The sequence below is a fragment of the Adlercreutzia sp. ZJ242 genome (assembly GCF_011038995.1).
In the GTDB taxonomy this organism is placed as follows: domain Bacteria; phylum Actinomycetota; class Coriobacteriia; order Coriobacteriales; family Eggerthellaceae; genus CAAEEV01.
In genome coordinates this window covers 25,982-40,663 of the sequence record NZ_JAAKEE010000004.1, presented here as the reverse complement: position 1 = coordinate 40,663, position 14,682 = coordinate 25,982, and the positions used below count along the sequence as shown (strand labels likewise).

General features: G+C 67.1%; 10 protein-coding genes and 1 tRNA gene. 9 read left to right on the top strand and 2 right to left on the bottom strand.

Annotated elements, in window-relative coordinates:
- The first annotated feature begins 1 nt into the window (after position 1).
- On the top strand, positions 2–1,420 hold the full coding sequence (locus G7Y49_RS02205) for a trigger factor (RefSeq protein ID WP_165170800.1): 1,419 nt from the start codon (positions 2–4) through the stop codon (positions 1,418–1,420).
- A gap of 83 nt (positions 1,421–1,503) precedes the next feature.
- Here G7Y49_RS02205 and G7Y49_RS02200 read toward each other — a convergent pair whose 3' ends face one another.
- Together G7Y49_RS02200 and G7Y49_RS02195 are read right to left on the bottom strand one after the other, a co-directional pair.
- Positions 1,504–3,117, bottom strand: coding sequence for a CdaR family transcriptional regulator (locus G7Y49_RS02200; protein WP_165170799.1), 1,614 nt, complete (start codon positions 3,115–3,117; stop codon positions 1,504–1,506).
- Between the two features lie 164 nt (positions 3,118–3,281).
- Positions 3,282–5,093, bottom strand: coding sequence for a helix-turn-helix domain-containing protein (locus G7Y49_RS02195; RefSeq protein ID WP_165170798.1), 1,812 nt, complete (start codon positions 5,091–5,093; stop codon positions 3,282–3,284).
- Positions 5,094–5,354: 261 nt separating this feature from the next.
- Here G7Y49_RS02195 and G7Y49_RS02190 point away from each other — a divergent pair, with 261 nt between their 5' ends.
- The 8 genes from G7Y49_RS02190 to G7Y49_RS02155 all read left to right on the top strand — a co-directional run bounded on the left by G7Y49_RS02190 (position 5,355) and on the right by G7Y49_RS02155 (position 14,678).
- On the top strand, positions 5,355–6,905 hold the full coding sequence (locus G7Y49_RS02190) for a lysylphosphatidylglycerol synthase transmembrane domain-containing protein (protein ID WP_165170796.1): 1,551 nt from the start codon (positions 5,355–5,357) through the stop codon (positions 6,903–6,905).
- A gap of 43 nt (positions 6,906–6,948) precedes the next feature.
- Positions 6,949–7,428 carry a PaaI family thioesterase gene (locus tag G7Y49_RS02185; RefSeq protein WP_241157226.1) on the top strand — a complete coding sequence of 160 codons (480 nt, stop codon included), beginning with the start codon at positions 6,949–6,951 and terminating at the stop codon, positions 7,426–7,428.
- Positions 7,429–7,582: 154 nt separating this feature from the next.
- Positions 7,583–7,659, top strand: a tRNA-Pro gene (locus G7Y49_RS02180).
- 390 nt (positions 7,660–8,049) lie between these two features.
- Positions 8,050–9,093, top strand: a complete 1,044-nt coding sequence (locus G7Y49_RS02175) for a sensor domain-containing diguanylate cyclase (protein WP_165170794.1) — start codon at positions 8,050–8,052, stop codon at positions 9,091–9,093.
- 345 nt (positions 9,094–9,438) lie between these two features.
- Positions 9,439–9,984 carry a hypoxanthine phosphoribosyltransferase gene (gene hpt / locus G7Y49_RS02170; RefSeq protein WP_165170792.1) on the top strand — a complete coding sequence of 182 codons (546 nt, stop codon included), beginning with the start codon at positions 9,439–9,441 and terminating at the stop codon, positions 9,982–9,984.
- Positions 9,985–9,996: 12 nt separating this feature from the next.
- Complete coding sequence (gene ftsH / locus G7Y49_RS02165) at positions 9,997–12,243, top strand: ATP-dependent zinc metalloprotease FtsH (protein WP_165170790.1); 2,247 nt, start codon at positions 9,997–9,999, stop codon at positions 12,241–12,243.
- A gap of 4 nt (positions 12,244–12,247) precedes the next feature.
- On the top strand, positions 12,248–13,561 hold the full coding sequence (folP, locus tag G7Y49_RS02160) for a dihydropteroate synthase (protein WP_165170788.1): 1,314 nt from the start codon (positions 12,248–12,250) through the stop codon (positions 13,559–13,561).
- A 280-nt stretch (positions 13,562–13,841) separates the two neighbouring features.
- Positions 13,842–14,678 (top strand): biotin--[acetyl-CoA-carboxylase] ligase, encoded by an 837-nt coding sequence (locus G7Y49_RS02155; protein WP_241157225.1) that lies wholly within the window; start codon positions 13,842–13,844, stop codon positions 14,676–14,678.
- Positions 14,679–14,682: the final 4 nt, after the last annotated feature.

Sequence of the window (14,682 nt, the reverse complement as noted above, 5' to 3'; positions counted from 1 at the left end):
CATGCCGTGCTACGTGTGCAACCCGTTTTGCGGCAGGTGCAGACCCCAGGGCGAGATGCCTGCTTCGCTCAAGGGCAGGTACATGGTGAGGGAGAGGAAGAAGAAGCCCATGGACTACCGGCTTTGCGCGGCTGAGTCAACCGAGCTGCAGAGAACGTACGAGGTGGACCTCACGGCCGAGGAGACGAAGCGCCTCGTTGACGAGATCTACGCGTTTCTGGCCATGCAGGCGGGCGTCGAGTACCTCGCCGACCAGAGCGCCGAGGCGCTCGCCGGGCGCTTTGGCGACGACCTGGGCAAGCGCGTGGCGAGCTGCCTCGCAAACCAGTGCGCCGACAAGATCATCGCCGCGGAGGGGCTCGCCGCCGCGCTCGAGCCCGTGGTGCGCGACTCCTCCGAGATAGGGGAGGGCGCGTCCTTCTCGTGCAAGGTGCTGATCCACGTCAAGCCCGAGCTGGAGCTCTCCTCGTACGAGCCGGTGTCCCTCCCCATCCCCGCGTTCACCGTCTCGCCTGAGATGGTCGAGAGGAACGTGCGGGCGATCGTCGAGGACCGCGCGCGCTACGTGGACGACGAGTCGGCTGCGTGCGTCTCCCCGAGTGTGAAGGCCGTCATTTCGCTGCGCACCGAGAAGTGCGGCATGGAGGTCCAGCCGCTCACCTTCGAGAGCATCGTCTACCAGATGGGCAGCGGGATCCTTCCGCAGCAGATCGACGACGCCCTTGCGGGCATGGAGCCTGGCGAGACGAAGAAGTTCTCGTTCACGGTCACGAGCAAGAACTTCTTGGGGCTTGACGTCGAGGAGGAGATGGACTCGACGCTGAGCGTGCTGCGCATCGTGAAGAAGGAGACCCCCGAGCTTACTGACGCGTGGGTGAAGGGCAACGTTCCCGGCGCCCATGATGTGGAGGGCTTCTACGAGCTCGTCAGGGGCAACCTGTCGGTGCGCGCGCGAGCCGACTACGATCGGCTCAAGGACGAGGCCGCCTCGGCCGCCCTCGCCGAGCGCCTTCCCGAGCTTGAGCTTCCGGACCTGTACTACGACTACGCGCGCGCGGGGCTTCTGCAGAACGTCTCGGCCGCCCTCGCGCGCAAGGGCATGAGCGAGGAGGAGTTCTACCTCGCCCAGGGCGTCACGAGCAGTCAGTTCATGATCCAGATGAGCGCCCGCGCGCGCGAGGTGCTGCGCCAGGGCCTCGCGCTTGACGCGCTCGCGCGCCATGAGGGCTTCGAGGTCGGGGAGGCCGACCTGGATCGCGCGGCCCGCGCCATATCGCCTCGGGACCACGCAGGGGCGCGCAAGATGCTCGAGATGAACGGGCGCACCTATCAGCTGCGCGAGATGGCCTTGCGCCAGAAGGCGCGCGCGGTCCTTTCCGAGCGGGCCGTGGTGCAGGGGGTTGAGGCCCCGGTCGCCTAGGCGCTCGGCTTCAGGCGCCGAGTACCGGGAGCTTGGCAGGGATTTCTGATGGGGCGCTCAACGCAGGGCGCCCCATCAGCGCTTTAGGCGAAGAGGTCCTCGAAGCCGCATCCGACGATCTTCTTGAACAGCTCGGGGTCGTGGATGAGCTTCGAGTACAGGATCGAGAAGTCGAAGAGCAGCCGGTCGCGTGACCAGCTCTCGTCGAAGTCAAGCCCGAAGCGGCTCTCGATCTTGCCGATGCGGTAGAGCACGGTGTTGCGGTGCATGTGCAGCTTCTCGGCCACGATGGTCGCCTTGCGCTCGTAGTGGATGTAGGCGGCGAGGATGCGCGCGTCGTCTCCGCCGTTCGCCGCGTTCTCGGCGATGATCTTGTCGAGGATGGTGTGGGAGAACGAGAAGTCGCGCAAGGCGGGGTTCATCTCGTCCGAGTCGACGACCAGAAAGCGCAGGGCCTCCTCGAAGGTGTAGCACAGCTTGCCGCGCTCTTCGCCTGACATGGTGAACCAGTAGGCGAGGTCGATGTTGTCCTTGTACTTCGAGACCAGCTGGATCTGCTGGTAGGCGAACTTGACGTTCGTGATCTCGTCGAATACCTGGGATACGGCGACGAACCCCTTCTCGGGATCGCAGTGGGGCAGAAGCTGCTCTTCGATGATGCGGTTCGACAGGCTGCTGTCGAGGCCCTTGGAGTAGAGGAGCAGGTAGAGGCGGTCATCGTAGACGACGGTGGCGTTGCGCGCCCCGTTGACCCGCTTGAGCGTGAGCGCCAGGTCGCTGAGGTTGTCACGCGGAATGCCCTCGCGCGGCTCGAAGCAGAGGAGGCGAAACTCCGCGTCAAGGGGGATCCTGATGTTCGAGGCGTAGTCGTTCAGCTGCCCCCGGCTCACGTAGCGGCCGTTGACGAGGTCGTCGAAGAGCGAGAAGAACGAGTAGCGGATGGGGTCGAAGCGCCCGGTCTGCAGGTCGGCTCTGCTCGAGAGCGACGTTGCCAGCATGTCGAAGAGGTCGCGCTGTCCGCGCGAGGGCTCTTTCTCGAAGAGCGCCATGAGGAGGAGCTGGCCGCCCTTCTCCTCGCCGATGACGGTGTTCTCTATGATGAGGTCGCTCGGGCCGTTCTTGAACGAGACGGGGGAGCGGTGGATCATCCTGACGCTGTTGACTATCTCGCGCTCTCGGCAGAGGAAGTCCTTGCAGAGAGGCGATCCGATGTTCGTCAGGGCCTTTGCGATGGGCTGCGCGTCGCTTCCGTAGAGCAGGAGCGGCGCGCCGATGATGCGCGCGCTCTTGTTGAGCATCTGCCTGAACCCGTCGGACGTCGCTGTGACGTGGGCGAGCTCGCTTTGCCACGATTGGACGAGCAGGAAGTAGTTCTGCAGCTTCTGGAGCAGGCCCCTCGACGCGTCGTTCTGCTCGACGACAACGAGAGGGCTGTCAAGCTCCTCGAGGCTCTCGAGGGCGGGGGCGTCTGCCGCGACGATCAAAAGCGCGCCGGGGTAGAGCGCCGCTGCCCTGGGCGCTGCCTTCGCGCTGCATACGAACAGCATGTCGCGCTCGGGTATGACGCCCTTCTGCCAGTGCACGGATGACGCCCATTTGAAGCGCGCGGGCTTTCGCGCGGGCTCTGAGATGATGGTGCAGGGCCTCAGAGCGTCGATGATCATGTGATAGCTGATATAGGGAATGTCGACAGCCATGCTCGTCCCCCTTGGTCTGCCTGCTGAATCCATTATAGCGAGCGGGCCCAGTCCTTCGAGGCGCTCGGCCTATGTACGTTCCTCCGAAAATCCGCCTCCTTTTTTGTCGGATCCTCCATTGAGGCGGGCTCGGGATTGGGCGTGCGCCCAGACGCCCGTGTGGCTCAGCGATCCTCCCGGTGATCCTCCAAGCGCTCTCCGGCTGCGGCTTCCCCGAAGATCTGGCTGAGGGACTCGTTGCTCATGGTGAGGAAGAGGTATTTGAAGCTCAGGAGCATCCAGTCGCGGGCCGTCTTGCTCGACAGGTCGAAGCAGAAGCGCTTCTGGATCTTCTCGACGTGGTAGAGCACGGTGTTGCGGTGCATGTGCATGCGCTGCGCCACGGCGGTGGCGTTGCGCTCGCTCTGCAGGTAGAACCACATGAGCGCGAGATGGTTCGTGCCGTTCTCGAGGTCTTCCTGGTGCAGGATGGATGCGATGGAGCACTGGAACGCGAACCGGATGAAGCGCTGGTCATGCGCGGTGGGGTCGATCAGGTAGTACAGCAGCGCGTCCTCGAACAGGTACGCGCCGCGAGCGTGCGAGCTGGTGTCGGCAAACTGCTCCTGCAGGATGGCGCCGCGGAACCCCAGCGCGATCTGCGTCTGCCGGAAGGCAAGGTCGAGGTCGGTGATGTTCTTGAACACCGACGAGACGCCGCTGACCACATCGTAGGGCTCGAACACCTTGCGGTGCAGCTCGTCCAGCGTGCGCGAATGCGCGAGCTTGCCGTCGGCGGCGCAGCTGTACAGCAGCGCCAGCATGTGGTGCTGGTGGGGGAAGCAGCGCACGTTGCCGTCGTTGAGCATGGAGGCGGCCTTCGCCACCAGCCGCGCGCGCTTGGGGTCGGTTCCCTCGTCGACGTCGAACGCCACCAGCTTGAAGTGCCCCATGTCAGTGAGCCCCGCCATGTCCATCTGGGCGCTCACGTATGCCTCGTCGAGCGGCGCGTGCTCGAGCAGCTTGCTGAAGAAGAAGTACGACGGCGTGTTGAGCTGCGCCTCGTGGCTCCAGATCTTCTCGCACAGCGGCGTCATGTGCCTCACCAGCGTGAGGAACAGATCCCGCATGCCTTCGGTGTCGGGCATGGCATTGCACGCCATGGAGATGGAGCCGAAGTACGAGTGGTTGACGTGGATGGGGCACGACACGCGGTCGAACGGCGTGATCTCGGACGCGGCGCGCGTGTAGAAGGTCTTCTCCGGCAGGCGAAAGCGCTTCTCGGCGATGGTGGCCGGAGTGAGGCAGCCGTTGTCGATGATGGTGCGATGCAGCTCGTCAGGCGGCTCGACGGCGGTGGTGCGCGCGATCACGTTGAAGTTGTTGTCCGAGACGAAGATGAAGTTGCCGATCACGGACGCGCTCGCGTCGAGCATGTCGGTGAGCGTGCCTTGGCGCAGCAGGATGCGCTCAAGGTCGCTTTCCCAGATGAGGATGCGGATGAAGAGCGATTGCAGCAGAAAGAGCAGGTGGGTCAGGCTGCTGCGGCGCTCGAGCACGATCGTGCGCTCGCGGTAGGGCGCGAAGTCTGAGAGGCGGCTCGCATCGTCAAGCTGCACGAGGGCGAATGCTGCCGGGCGCTCTGCCAAGAGCTTGCGCGCGCTGGTCGCGTCGCACACGAAGAGCAGCTGGGATTCGCTGACGCGCGTGGGCGCGGCGCAGGGTGAGCATGCGGCGGCCGGGGCCCCTTCGGCGTCTCCTGCGCGCATGATCGGGGCGTACCAGCGGAACGTACGCCTGCTTGCCGTGGGCGCTGCGAGCATGCCGCAGCTTGCGAGACGGTCGGCGAGCATGGCGGCAGTTACGTGCGGCAGGCTGTTCTCGCTGGTCGGAGGCTGGCAGAACAGGCCCTCGAGGACTTTCGCCCCTACGGCGCAATCGGCGGCCCCTTCCGCGTGCCTCATGCCTTGATCTGCGTTTTCGCTTCTGCTCCCCATGGTGTTCCCCTCTGCGCCTCATGCGGCGCATTTCGCGCGGCACGTCGAGAAGCGGCGTGCCGCGAGCTATTTTACCGCAGCGCTCGCCGCTTTGCTGCGGGCGCCTGCCGCTCGGCTTGCCGCTCGCGCTGTTTATTGTGTGCGAGGGAGCTGACCGCTTGGTGACGTCTGCGCGTTGCCGCGCCGCGTCGGGTTATAATATCCATTCGGTATTCTTGGGTTGCGGCGCTGCGCGCTGCCAAGACGAGGAAGGGACGCTGCTTGAAGAAAGCGCTGCTGCTGATACTCGGCATCGTCACGGTGTGCTTCCTCATCGCCAATGCCGACTACATCTCCAACATCCTGACCACCATGAAGACGGGCGCGCTCCTCCCGCTCGTCGTGTCGTGCATCCTCATGCTGGCCCGCCACTTCGTGCAGGCGGCTTCCTACGACGCGGCGTTCGAGGCGGTGGGGCATCGCACGGGCTTCTGGCACAACGTCATCCTCATCTACTCGCTCGTGTTCATCAACACGTTCTGCCTGTTCTCCGGCGCCACGGGCGTGGCGTTCATCATCGACGACGCGCGCCGCCAGGGCTGCGACGCGGGCCAGTCGACCGGCGGCGCGATCCTCTCGCAGATCGGGTACTTCGCCGCCATCTTCGTCATATCCACCATCGGGTTCGTGACCATGCTGCTGGCGGGCCAGATGAACACGCTCTTTCTGATCGGCGGCCTGACGCTCGCGGGCGTCTTGGTGGTGCTGTCGAGCATGTTCTTCGTGGGGCACCTTCGCCCGCGCGTGCTGTTCCGCTTCTTCATCTGGCTCGAGCGCCCCATCAACGCGGTGCTCGGCCTGGTGAGGCGGAGCCTCAAGGCCGCGTGGGGCCGCCACACGGCGCACTCGTTCGTGAACACGGCGAACATCCTGGCGTCGAACCCGAAGGGCACGCTCATCACGGTGGGCTACGCGTCGCTCTCGGCGCTGCTCAACATGGCGTGCCTGGTGGCGATCGGCTACTCGTTCGGCTTCGAGAACGTGGCGGCGCTCGTGGCGGCGTTTGCGGTGGCGGCCATCTCGGTGATCCTGAGCCCCACGCCGCAGGGCGTGGGCGTGGTGGAGGCGGCCATCGCGGCCATCCTCACGGCGTACGGCTGCTCGCTGGCCACGGCCACGGCCATCGCGCTGGTGTACCGCGGCATCATGTTCTGGGCGCCGTTCTGCATCGGCGCGGTGCTGCTGTCGCAGTCGGGCTTCTTCACGTCGAAGAAGACGGCGAGCGAGGAGCAGCGGCACAAGGACATCGGATGGATCTCGGGCACGCTCGTGTTCCTCGTGGGCGTGGTGAACATCGGGCTGTCGTTCGTGCCGGGCACGTTCGCGCCGTTCACCATGCTGACCGAGTGGGTTGACATGAGCGCGCTGTTCGTGGGGATCCCGCTGATCATAAGCTCGATCGTGCTCATCGTGTGCGCGGTGGGCCTCGTCATGCGCTTCCGCACGGCGTGGGCCATCACGCTGAGCCTGCTGTCGATCATCGCGGGCGCGGAGTTTCTGTTCCAGGGCACCATCCAGGTGGGCGTGGCGGGCATAGCGCTCGTGGCCTGGCTGTTCTTCCAGCGCAACGCCTTCGACCGCCCGTTCTCGATGGAGGCCGTGCGCGCCTCGGTGGAGGCTGGCCGCAAGCTGAGGGCCGAGCGCGCCGCCGAGAAGGCGAAGGGCGCCAAGGAAAAGCCGCGGCCGCGTGTCGAGAAGGGCGCCAAGGGAAAGCCGCGGCCGCGCGTCGAGAAGGGCGCGCAGGCGAAGCCGAGGGGGCGCTCCGAGAAGTAGCGGGCGCGGCGAGGCGAGAAGGGCGCGGCGAAAGGAAGGGCGCATGGGCGACGGCGACATGAACGGTGGCGACAGGGGCGATGGCGGGGAAATGAGCGGCGGGGGATTGATCGAGACCCTGGGCGTCGAGTTTTTCGCGGAAGGGCGCAGCCGCGTGGAGGCGCGCATGCCCGTCACGCCGGCCATCACGCAGCCGTTCGGCTTCGTGCACGGCGGCGCCACCATCGCGCTTCTGGAGTCGGTCGCGAGCCGCGGCTCCGAACTGCGCTGCGATCCCGAGGCTGAGCAGCCCTTCGGCGTCGAGGTCCACGTGCGCCACCGCAAGAGCGGCAGGGAGGGGCACGTGCGCGGCGTGGCGGAGTTCGACCGCGAGGAGCCGTCCCGCGGGCGCGCGGGCGGCGTCAAGCACTTCTGGAACGTGACGGCCTACGATGACGCAGGCGACGTGATGAGCGAGGGCGTCGTCACGTGCCGGGTGGTTCCCCGCGCCTACGTGGAGCAGCGCGACGCCGCGTCTGCGTAGGGGCGCGCAGGGGAGTCGCGGGAAGCAGGGGCGCGGGGAGCCGCGGGACGCCGGGCGCTGGGCGTCAGCTGCGTGATCGCAGGTTTGTCAAACTTTTTGCTTGCGCCTGCCGCTCAATGTGGTATCATATCGTCCGCTGTCGCGAGACAGCCTTCGGGTTGTGGCTCAGTTTGGTAGAGCGCTGCGTTCGGGACGCAGAGGCCGCAGGTTCAAATCCTGTCAACCCGACCATGATGTGTCGAGCCGCCTTCGGGCGGCTCTTTTCGTCTCCGCGGGACTTCGCGCCCTGCGCCGCGGGCGCCGGCGGAGGAAGCCGCCCTTGTCCACGTGCCGCGGGCGCCGGCGTTCCTGATCTGCCCCGCCGCTGCGGGTTGCGCGGGCGGCTCTGCGGGCGTCCCCGCCGCTGCTGCCATCGGCGCTGTCGGCCCCCCGACGCTATCTCGCCGAAACAATGATTTATTCGACGTGAAATCCCTGATAGGCAAGGCTTTTATGAGGGGGAGGCGGTCGGTGCGAAAAAGCATCCGTTCGTGACGATTCTCGAACATTCTTCAGGTGCTTTTCGGCATCGCGTCCTACAATGAAAAGATGCGCGTTGCCTTACCGAGCGAGGACCTGCTGATGACGAAGTGGGACATAGTCAAAGAGACGATCTTCGAGGATCTGCGAACTGACTCCGCTAGGGAGCTGCAGCTGCGCACGCTTCTTCTGGGAACCGTCTTCCTCGCCCTCATCTCCGCGATCCTCACCGCCATGAACATCGCGAAGGGCTGGTGGCTCATGACGGCGAGCACCGGGCTTCTCGTGGCGGGGTTCCTCGTCGCCGCCTTGTGCGCCAAGCGGAAGAAGGCCCTGGCGTCGTCCGTCATCACGGCGGTCATGGTGGCCGTCACCTTCTCCTTCTACGCCCTGTCGGGCCAGAACGAGGGCTTCGCCTGCCTGTGGATCCTGCTGGTCCCCGTCATCGGCCCGAGCCTTCTGGGCATCAGGGTGGCCTTCTTCCTGAGCACGTACTTCCAGCTGTTCCTGATAGCGCTGTTCTGCACCCCGCTGAACCAGATGGTCGTCGACCACTACACCGCCACGTTCATCGCGCGCTTCCCCGTGCTGTACTTCGCCGCCTTCGGCGGCATGGGCGTGCTGGCCGTCCAGAAGCAGTACTACCTGAACAAGACCGTCGACCAGGCTTACCATGACGGCCTGACCAAGCTGTACAACCGCATCTACTACACCCAGGCCCTCGAGAAGCACGCCGAGGACGACTTCTCCCTGGCGGTCTTCGACCTGAACCGGCTGAAGTACGTCAACGACACCTTCGGGCACTTGGCCGGCGACGAGGTGATCTGCGCCGCGGCGGACCTTCTGAGCGAAACCTTCGGGTCCGACAGCGTCGTCGCGCGCATCGGCGGCGACGAGTTCGCGGTCATCAGCCCCGCCGACTCCGAGCAGATGAACGAGCTGCTCGCCCACATCGCCCAGGAGGCGCTCAGCTGGAAGGGCTCCTTCCCGGGGTGCGAGTGCCCCCTGGCGCTCTCGGTGGGGTGCGTCGCGCGCGGCGAGTTCCCCGACTACTCGCTCGAGGAGGTGCTGAAGGAGGCCGACCGGCGCATGTACCAGGACAAGTCCGCCTGGTACCAAGGCTCCGGCTTCGACCGTCGCCGCTAGGGCATGCCCGCCCCGCGCCCCTTCCGCGTCCGAGCGCCGGCTGCTCGGCGCTCTCCTGCGCCGCCCGCTCGGCCGCCCGCGCCCGTCCCCTCGCGCTCCCTCGCGTCCCCTTCGGCCCTCCTCTGCGCTTTTCATGAGGGCGGATGCAGTATTGATGTGCCGTTACCGTATCGTCTCTCGTGGGGGAACCTACAATGGTACACTGATGCCCGTAACACGTAAAAGTGATGGAGCGACTCGCCTTTTCGCCTCATCCTCGCGCCGGCTCGCAGGAGAAAGCGGGGCCTGCGGAAGATGGGCTGCGGCAAGGCGCGCTTTCGTCAGAAATGAGGAAAAAGGTACAGCGTGCACAACGACGTATCACAGGTTCTGTTCACCGAGCAGGAGATCGCGCGTCGCGTAGCGCAGATCGGCGCGGACATCACGCGCGACTACGCCGACGCGGCCGCGGACGGCATCGTGCTCGTCTCGGTGCTGCGCGGCGCAGCCGTCTTCATGGCCGACCTCGCGCGCGCCGTCGAGCTGCCGCTCGAGATGGACTACATGGCCGTGTCCTCCTACGGCAACGGCGCGAAGAGCTCGGGCGTGGTGCGCATCCTGAAGGACCTCTCCACCGAGATCGAGGGGCGCCACGTGATCATCGCCGAGGACATCCTCGACTCCGGCCTCACGCTCGCCTACCTTATGAGGAACCTCGCGTCGCGCAACCCCGCCTCCGTCGAGGTGGCCACGCTGCTGCGCAAGAACACCCCGGCCCAGGCGGAGATCAACTGCCGCTACGTGGGCTTCGAATGCCCCGACGAGTTCATCGTAGGCTACGGCCTCGACTACGCCGAGCGCTACCGCAACCTTCCCTACATCGGCGTGCTCAAGCCCGAGATCTACCAGTAAAGGCAGCTTCCCATGGCAGACAACGACAAGAAAACCCCGCAGCCCCAGCAGCCGAACGCGCGCACCACGATCATCACCGTCGTCCTGATCTGCATGGTGATGTTCTTCGTGGGGGGCCAGCTCTTCGCCGCGAACGGCACGCAGGCCAAGCAGACCGACACGCTGCTCACCTCCGAGTTCGTGCAGGCCGTCGAGCAGAACCGCGTGACGAAGGTGACGTACGGCGCCGGCGACTACACGGTCACGGGCACCTACTACCCGGCCGCCACCGCGGGCGCGAGCGCGGCTGACGCCTTCAACGGCGCCTTCGACGCGCTCAACGCGAAGATGGCGACGCTCAAGGACGCGCGCACGGGCGATGCCCTCGGCGGGATCGGCACCTCCGACCTCGACCCGGCTACGCTCGGCACCGAGCACAACTACACCTCCACCTACGTGGGCGCCGACTCGCTCGGCAGCCTGCTCGCGGAGCATCCCGACGTGCAGTACGAGGTGACGCTGCCGAGCCCGTGGCTCAGCGTGCTCTCCTCGCTGCTCCCCATCCTGCTCATCGGCGGCATCCTGCTGTTCTTCTTCTCGCAGATGCAGAAGAGCACCAACCAGCAGATGGGCTTCGGCAAGAACAAGGCGAAGAAGACGCTCGAGGAGCGCCCCGACGTGAAGTTCTCTGACGTGGCGGGCGTCGACGAGGCCGTCGAGGAGATGCAGGAGATCAAGGACTTCCTGGCCAATCCGGAGAAGTACCAGGCCATGGGCGCGAAGATCCCGCGCGGCTGCCTGCTCGTGGGCCCTCCGGGCACGGGCAAGACGCTGCTCGCGAAGGCCGTGGCCGGCGAGGCGGGCGTGCCGTTCTTCAGCATCTCGGGCTCTGACTTCGTCGAGATGTTCGTGGGCGTGGGCGCCTCGCGCGTGCGCGACCTGTTCAAGGACGCGAAGGAGGCGGCGCCCTCCATCATCTTCATCGACGAGATCGACGCGGTGGGCCGCCAGCGCGGCACCGGCCTCGGCGGCGGGCACGACGAGCGCGAGCAGACCTTGAACCAGCTGCTCGTCGAGATGGACGGCTTCGAGAAGAACGAGTCCGTGGTGCTCATCGCCGCCACGAACCGCGCCGACGTGCTCGACCCGGCGCTTCTGCGCCCGGGCCGCTTCGACCGCCAGATCGTGGTCGACACGCCCGACGTGAAGGGTCGCCGCCGCATCCTCGAGGTGCACTCGAAGGACAAGCCCATCGGGAGCGACGTCGACCTCGACGCCGTGGCGAAGCTCACCCCGGGCTTCACCGGCGCCGACCTGGCGAACCTCATGAACGAGAGCGCGCTGCTCACCGCGCGCAAGGGCAAGAAGATCATCACCATGCGCGAGGTGAGCGAGTCGATGGAGCGCGTGATCGCCGGCCCCGAGCGCAAGGGCCGCGTGATGAACGAGAAGACCAAGCACACCATCGCCTACCACGAGAGCGGCCACGCCCTGGTGGGTCATCTGCTCGACCACGCCGACCCCGTGCACAAGATCTCGATCATCTCGCGCGGGCGCGCGCTCGGCTACACGCTCTCGATCCCCGACGAGGACAAGATGCTCAACTCGCTCGGCGAGATGAAGGACGACCTGGCCGTGTTCATGGGAGGCCGCGTGGCGGAGGAGATCTTCTGCGAGGACATCACCACGGGTGCTTCGAACGACCTCGAGCGGGCGTCGAAGATGGCGCGCGCCATCGTCACGCAGTACGGCATGAGCCCGCTCGGCACGCAGGTGTTCGGCCAGCCCAACCACGAGGTGTTCCTCGGCCGCGACTACGGCAACACGCAGGACTACTCCGAGGAGACGGCGCGTCGCATCGACGAGGAGGTGGCCGTCATCATGAAGGAGGCGCACGACCGCGCCTACGCCATCCTGTCGGCGCATGCTGACCAGATGCACCTGATGGCGAGCGTGCTCCTGGAGCGCGAGACCGTCGAGGGCGAGGCGTGCCGCGCCCTGCTCGACAACGAGTGGGACGCCTACCTCAAGCGCGAGGGCGACATCCTGGCGGCGAAGGAGCGCGAGGAGGCCGAGGCGCGCGCACGCGACGAGCAGCTGCTGGCCGCGGGCGAGCCGCTGACGGGCGCGGACGGCGCGGACGGCGACGCGGGCGCGGGCGGCGCTGCGGGTGCGAGTGGCGGCACGGCGGCGGGCTCCGCGGCGGGCGCGCAGGCGCCGGTGGCGGACGCGAGCCCGTATGCGAACCCGTACGGCGTGGACAAGCACGGGGACGAGTAGCGCCATGAAGTGGACCTGCGGCACCTTCACGTTCGACACGAGCGTGCCCGTCATCATGGGCATCCTGAACGTCACGCCCGACTCGTTCTCCGACGGCGGCGCGTACGCCGCGCCCGAGGCAGCGGTGGCGCATGCCGAGGAGATGGCCGCCCAGGGAGCCGCCATCATCGACGTGGGCGGCGAGTCCACGCGCCCGGGCGCGGCCCCGGTCACGCCCGCGGAGGAGTGGGCGCGCATCGAGCCGGTGGTGCGTGCGCTCGTGGAGCGCGGGATGTGCGTGTCGGTTGACACGCGGCACGCCGACGTGGCCGCGCGCGCGGTGCGCGCGGGCGCCTCGGTCGTCAACGACGTGTCGGGCTTCCGCGACCCGGCCATGGTCGAGGTGGCGCGCGAGAGCGACGCGGGGCTCGTGGTCATGCACATGAGGGGCGAGCCGGCCACCATGCAGGACGACACCGCGTACGTTGACGTGGTGTCCGAGGTGCGCGACTACCTGCGCGAGCGCTGCGCCGCGCTCGAGGCGGCGGGCGTCGCGTGCGAGCGGATCTGCGTCGATCCCGGCCCGGGCTTCGGCAAGACGCCGAAGCAGACCATCGAGCTCATGCGCAACCTGCACGAGCTGGTCCACCTGGGCTATCCCGTGATGGCGGCCCCCTCGCGCAAGAGCTACGTGGGCTACGCCTACCACATCGACGACCCGCTCGAGCGCGACGCGGCCTCCGCCGCCGAGGCGCTCCTCGCCTGCGAGCTGGGGGCCGGCGTGGTGCGCACGCACAACGTGGAGGAGACGGCGCGCGCGCTGGCCGACCTGCGGCCCTACGTGCTCTTGGGCCTGGGGTCGAACGTGGCTCTGGTGGCGAGCCCCGGCGAGGAGACCGAGGGCAAGATCGCGCAGATCAACCATGCCATCGGGCAGCTGTGCGCGCTGCCCGACTCCCAGATCATCGACGTCGCGAGCTTCTACGGCAGCGAGCCGGCCTACCTCGAGGACCAGGAGGACTTCGTGAACACGGTGGTGCTGATGCGCTGCGGCATCCCGCCGCGCGAGCTTCTGGGCTACCTGCACGCCGTCGAGAGCAGCCTGGGCCGCGTGCGCGAGGTGGAGAACGGGCCGCGCACGCTTGACGTCGACATCCTCGACTACCAGATGTACGACTTCTCCACCGACGAGCTCACGCTGCCGCACCCCCGCGTCACCGAGCGCGACTTCGTGGTGAAGCCGCTGCTCGAGATCTTGCCGGAACACGTGCTGGCAGACGGCACGCCCGTCGGCGCCGTGCCCGAGTCCGAGCGGGTCGGCCGCGCGTGGAAGCTGTGAGTTGGTTCCGCTTGCCCTGACGGGGCAAGCGGAACTGCTCGACGCTGCGGCTTCTTGCGGCACCTGGAGCCCTGATCAGCAAAGCTGCTCAGGGCGCGCCCTCTCGGGCGCATAGATGGTCCCAAACAGTCCACAGGACTGTTTGCTGTTTGGGGCGCGGCGTTGGCGGAGCCAACTTGGCCCCAAGGCGGGGCTATCTGAAACGCCTCAGAAGCCCTCGCTGACGTTACGAACGACCAGGGCGGTTTGTGCAGCTGTTGCAAGAGAGGGAAGCTCTTTTTTGTTTCGCTTAATGACATATGACGAGGTCACTTCGACGAACGACCTGGTGAAGCGCGCGCTTGAGGAGGGGGAGCCCGAGGGGCTCGCCGTGGGCGCGCGGGCGCAGACGGCCGGGTACGGCCGGCAGGGGCGCGCGTGGAAGAGCCCCGAGGGCGGCATGTACGTGTCGCTGCTGCTGCGCCCGCAGGTGCCGCTGGCGCAGCTTCCCACGTTGAGCCTGGTCGCGGGCATGGCCGTGCGCCGCGCGCTCGTCGCGCTCGCCCCCGGCGCCGCCGCGCGCGTGAAGATCAAGTGGCCCAACGACGTGGTGCACGCCCCTGCCCGCGCCGCGGAAGGAGCCCCCTTTCGCCTCGCGAAGCTCTGCGGCATCTCGCTGGAGTCGCACGCGGGCGGCATCTGCGTGGGGATCGGCGTGAACGTGCTCTCGCCGCAGGGCTCAGGCGCGCAGGCGGTCGGCGGCAAGAACGCGCCCGCCTACGTGAGCGAGCTTTTCGCGCCCGCGCCCGACGCGCAGCCTTCCCCCGACGCGCCACGCGCCCCTGAGGCGCCGTCCGTCCCCGGCATTCCCGCCGTGCGCGCGGCCGTGCTCGAGGCGTTCTCGGAGCTCTACCCCGCGTGGACGGCGCACGGCTTCGCCCCGCTTCTGCCTGAGTACGCCGCGCACGCCGCCCTCGACGGGCTGCGCGTCTCCGTCGAGAACATCGACGGCTCGCCGGTGGCCGAGGGCGTGGTGCGCGGCGTGGACGAGCAGGGCCGCCTTCTGGTCGAGCCGCCGCTCGGTGGCGATTTGGTCGCAGTTTCCTCGGGTGAGGCGCATATCTCGTCCGTTAGCTAGCAAC

Bases quoted from the DNA above. Each gene is read 5' to 3' on its own strand.
- G7Y49_RS02205 (WP_165170800.1), top strand. From the start codon at position 2: ATGCCGTGCTACGTGTGCAACCCGTTTTGCGGCAGGTGCAGACCCCAG.
- G7Y49_RS02200 (WP_165170799.1), bottom strand. From the start codon at position 3,117: ATGGCTGTCGACATTCCCTATATCAGCTATCACATGATCATCGACGCT.
- G7Y49_RS02195 (WP_165170798.1), bottom strand. From the start codon at position 5,093: ATGGGGAGCAGAAGCGAAAACGCAGATCAAGGCATGAGGCACGCGGAA.
- G7Y49_RS02185 (WP_241157226.1), top strand. From the start codon at position 6,949: ATGGGCGACGGCGACATGAACGGTGGCGACAGGGGCGATGGCGGGGAA.
- G7Y49_RS02175 (WP_165170794.1), top strand. From the start codon at position 8,050: ATGACGAAGTGGGACATAGTCAAAGAGACGATCTTCGAGGATCTGCGA.
- ftsH (WP_165170790.1), top strand. From the start codon at position 9,997: ATGGCAGACAACGACAAGAAAACCCCGCAGCCCCAGCAGCCGAACGCG.
- folP (WP_165170788.1), top strand. From the start codon at position 12,248: ATGAAGTGGACCTGCGGCACCTTCACGTTCGACACGAGCGTGCCCGTC.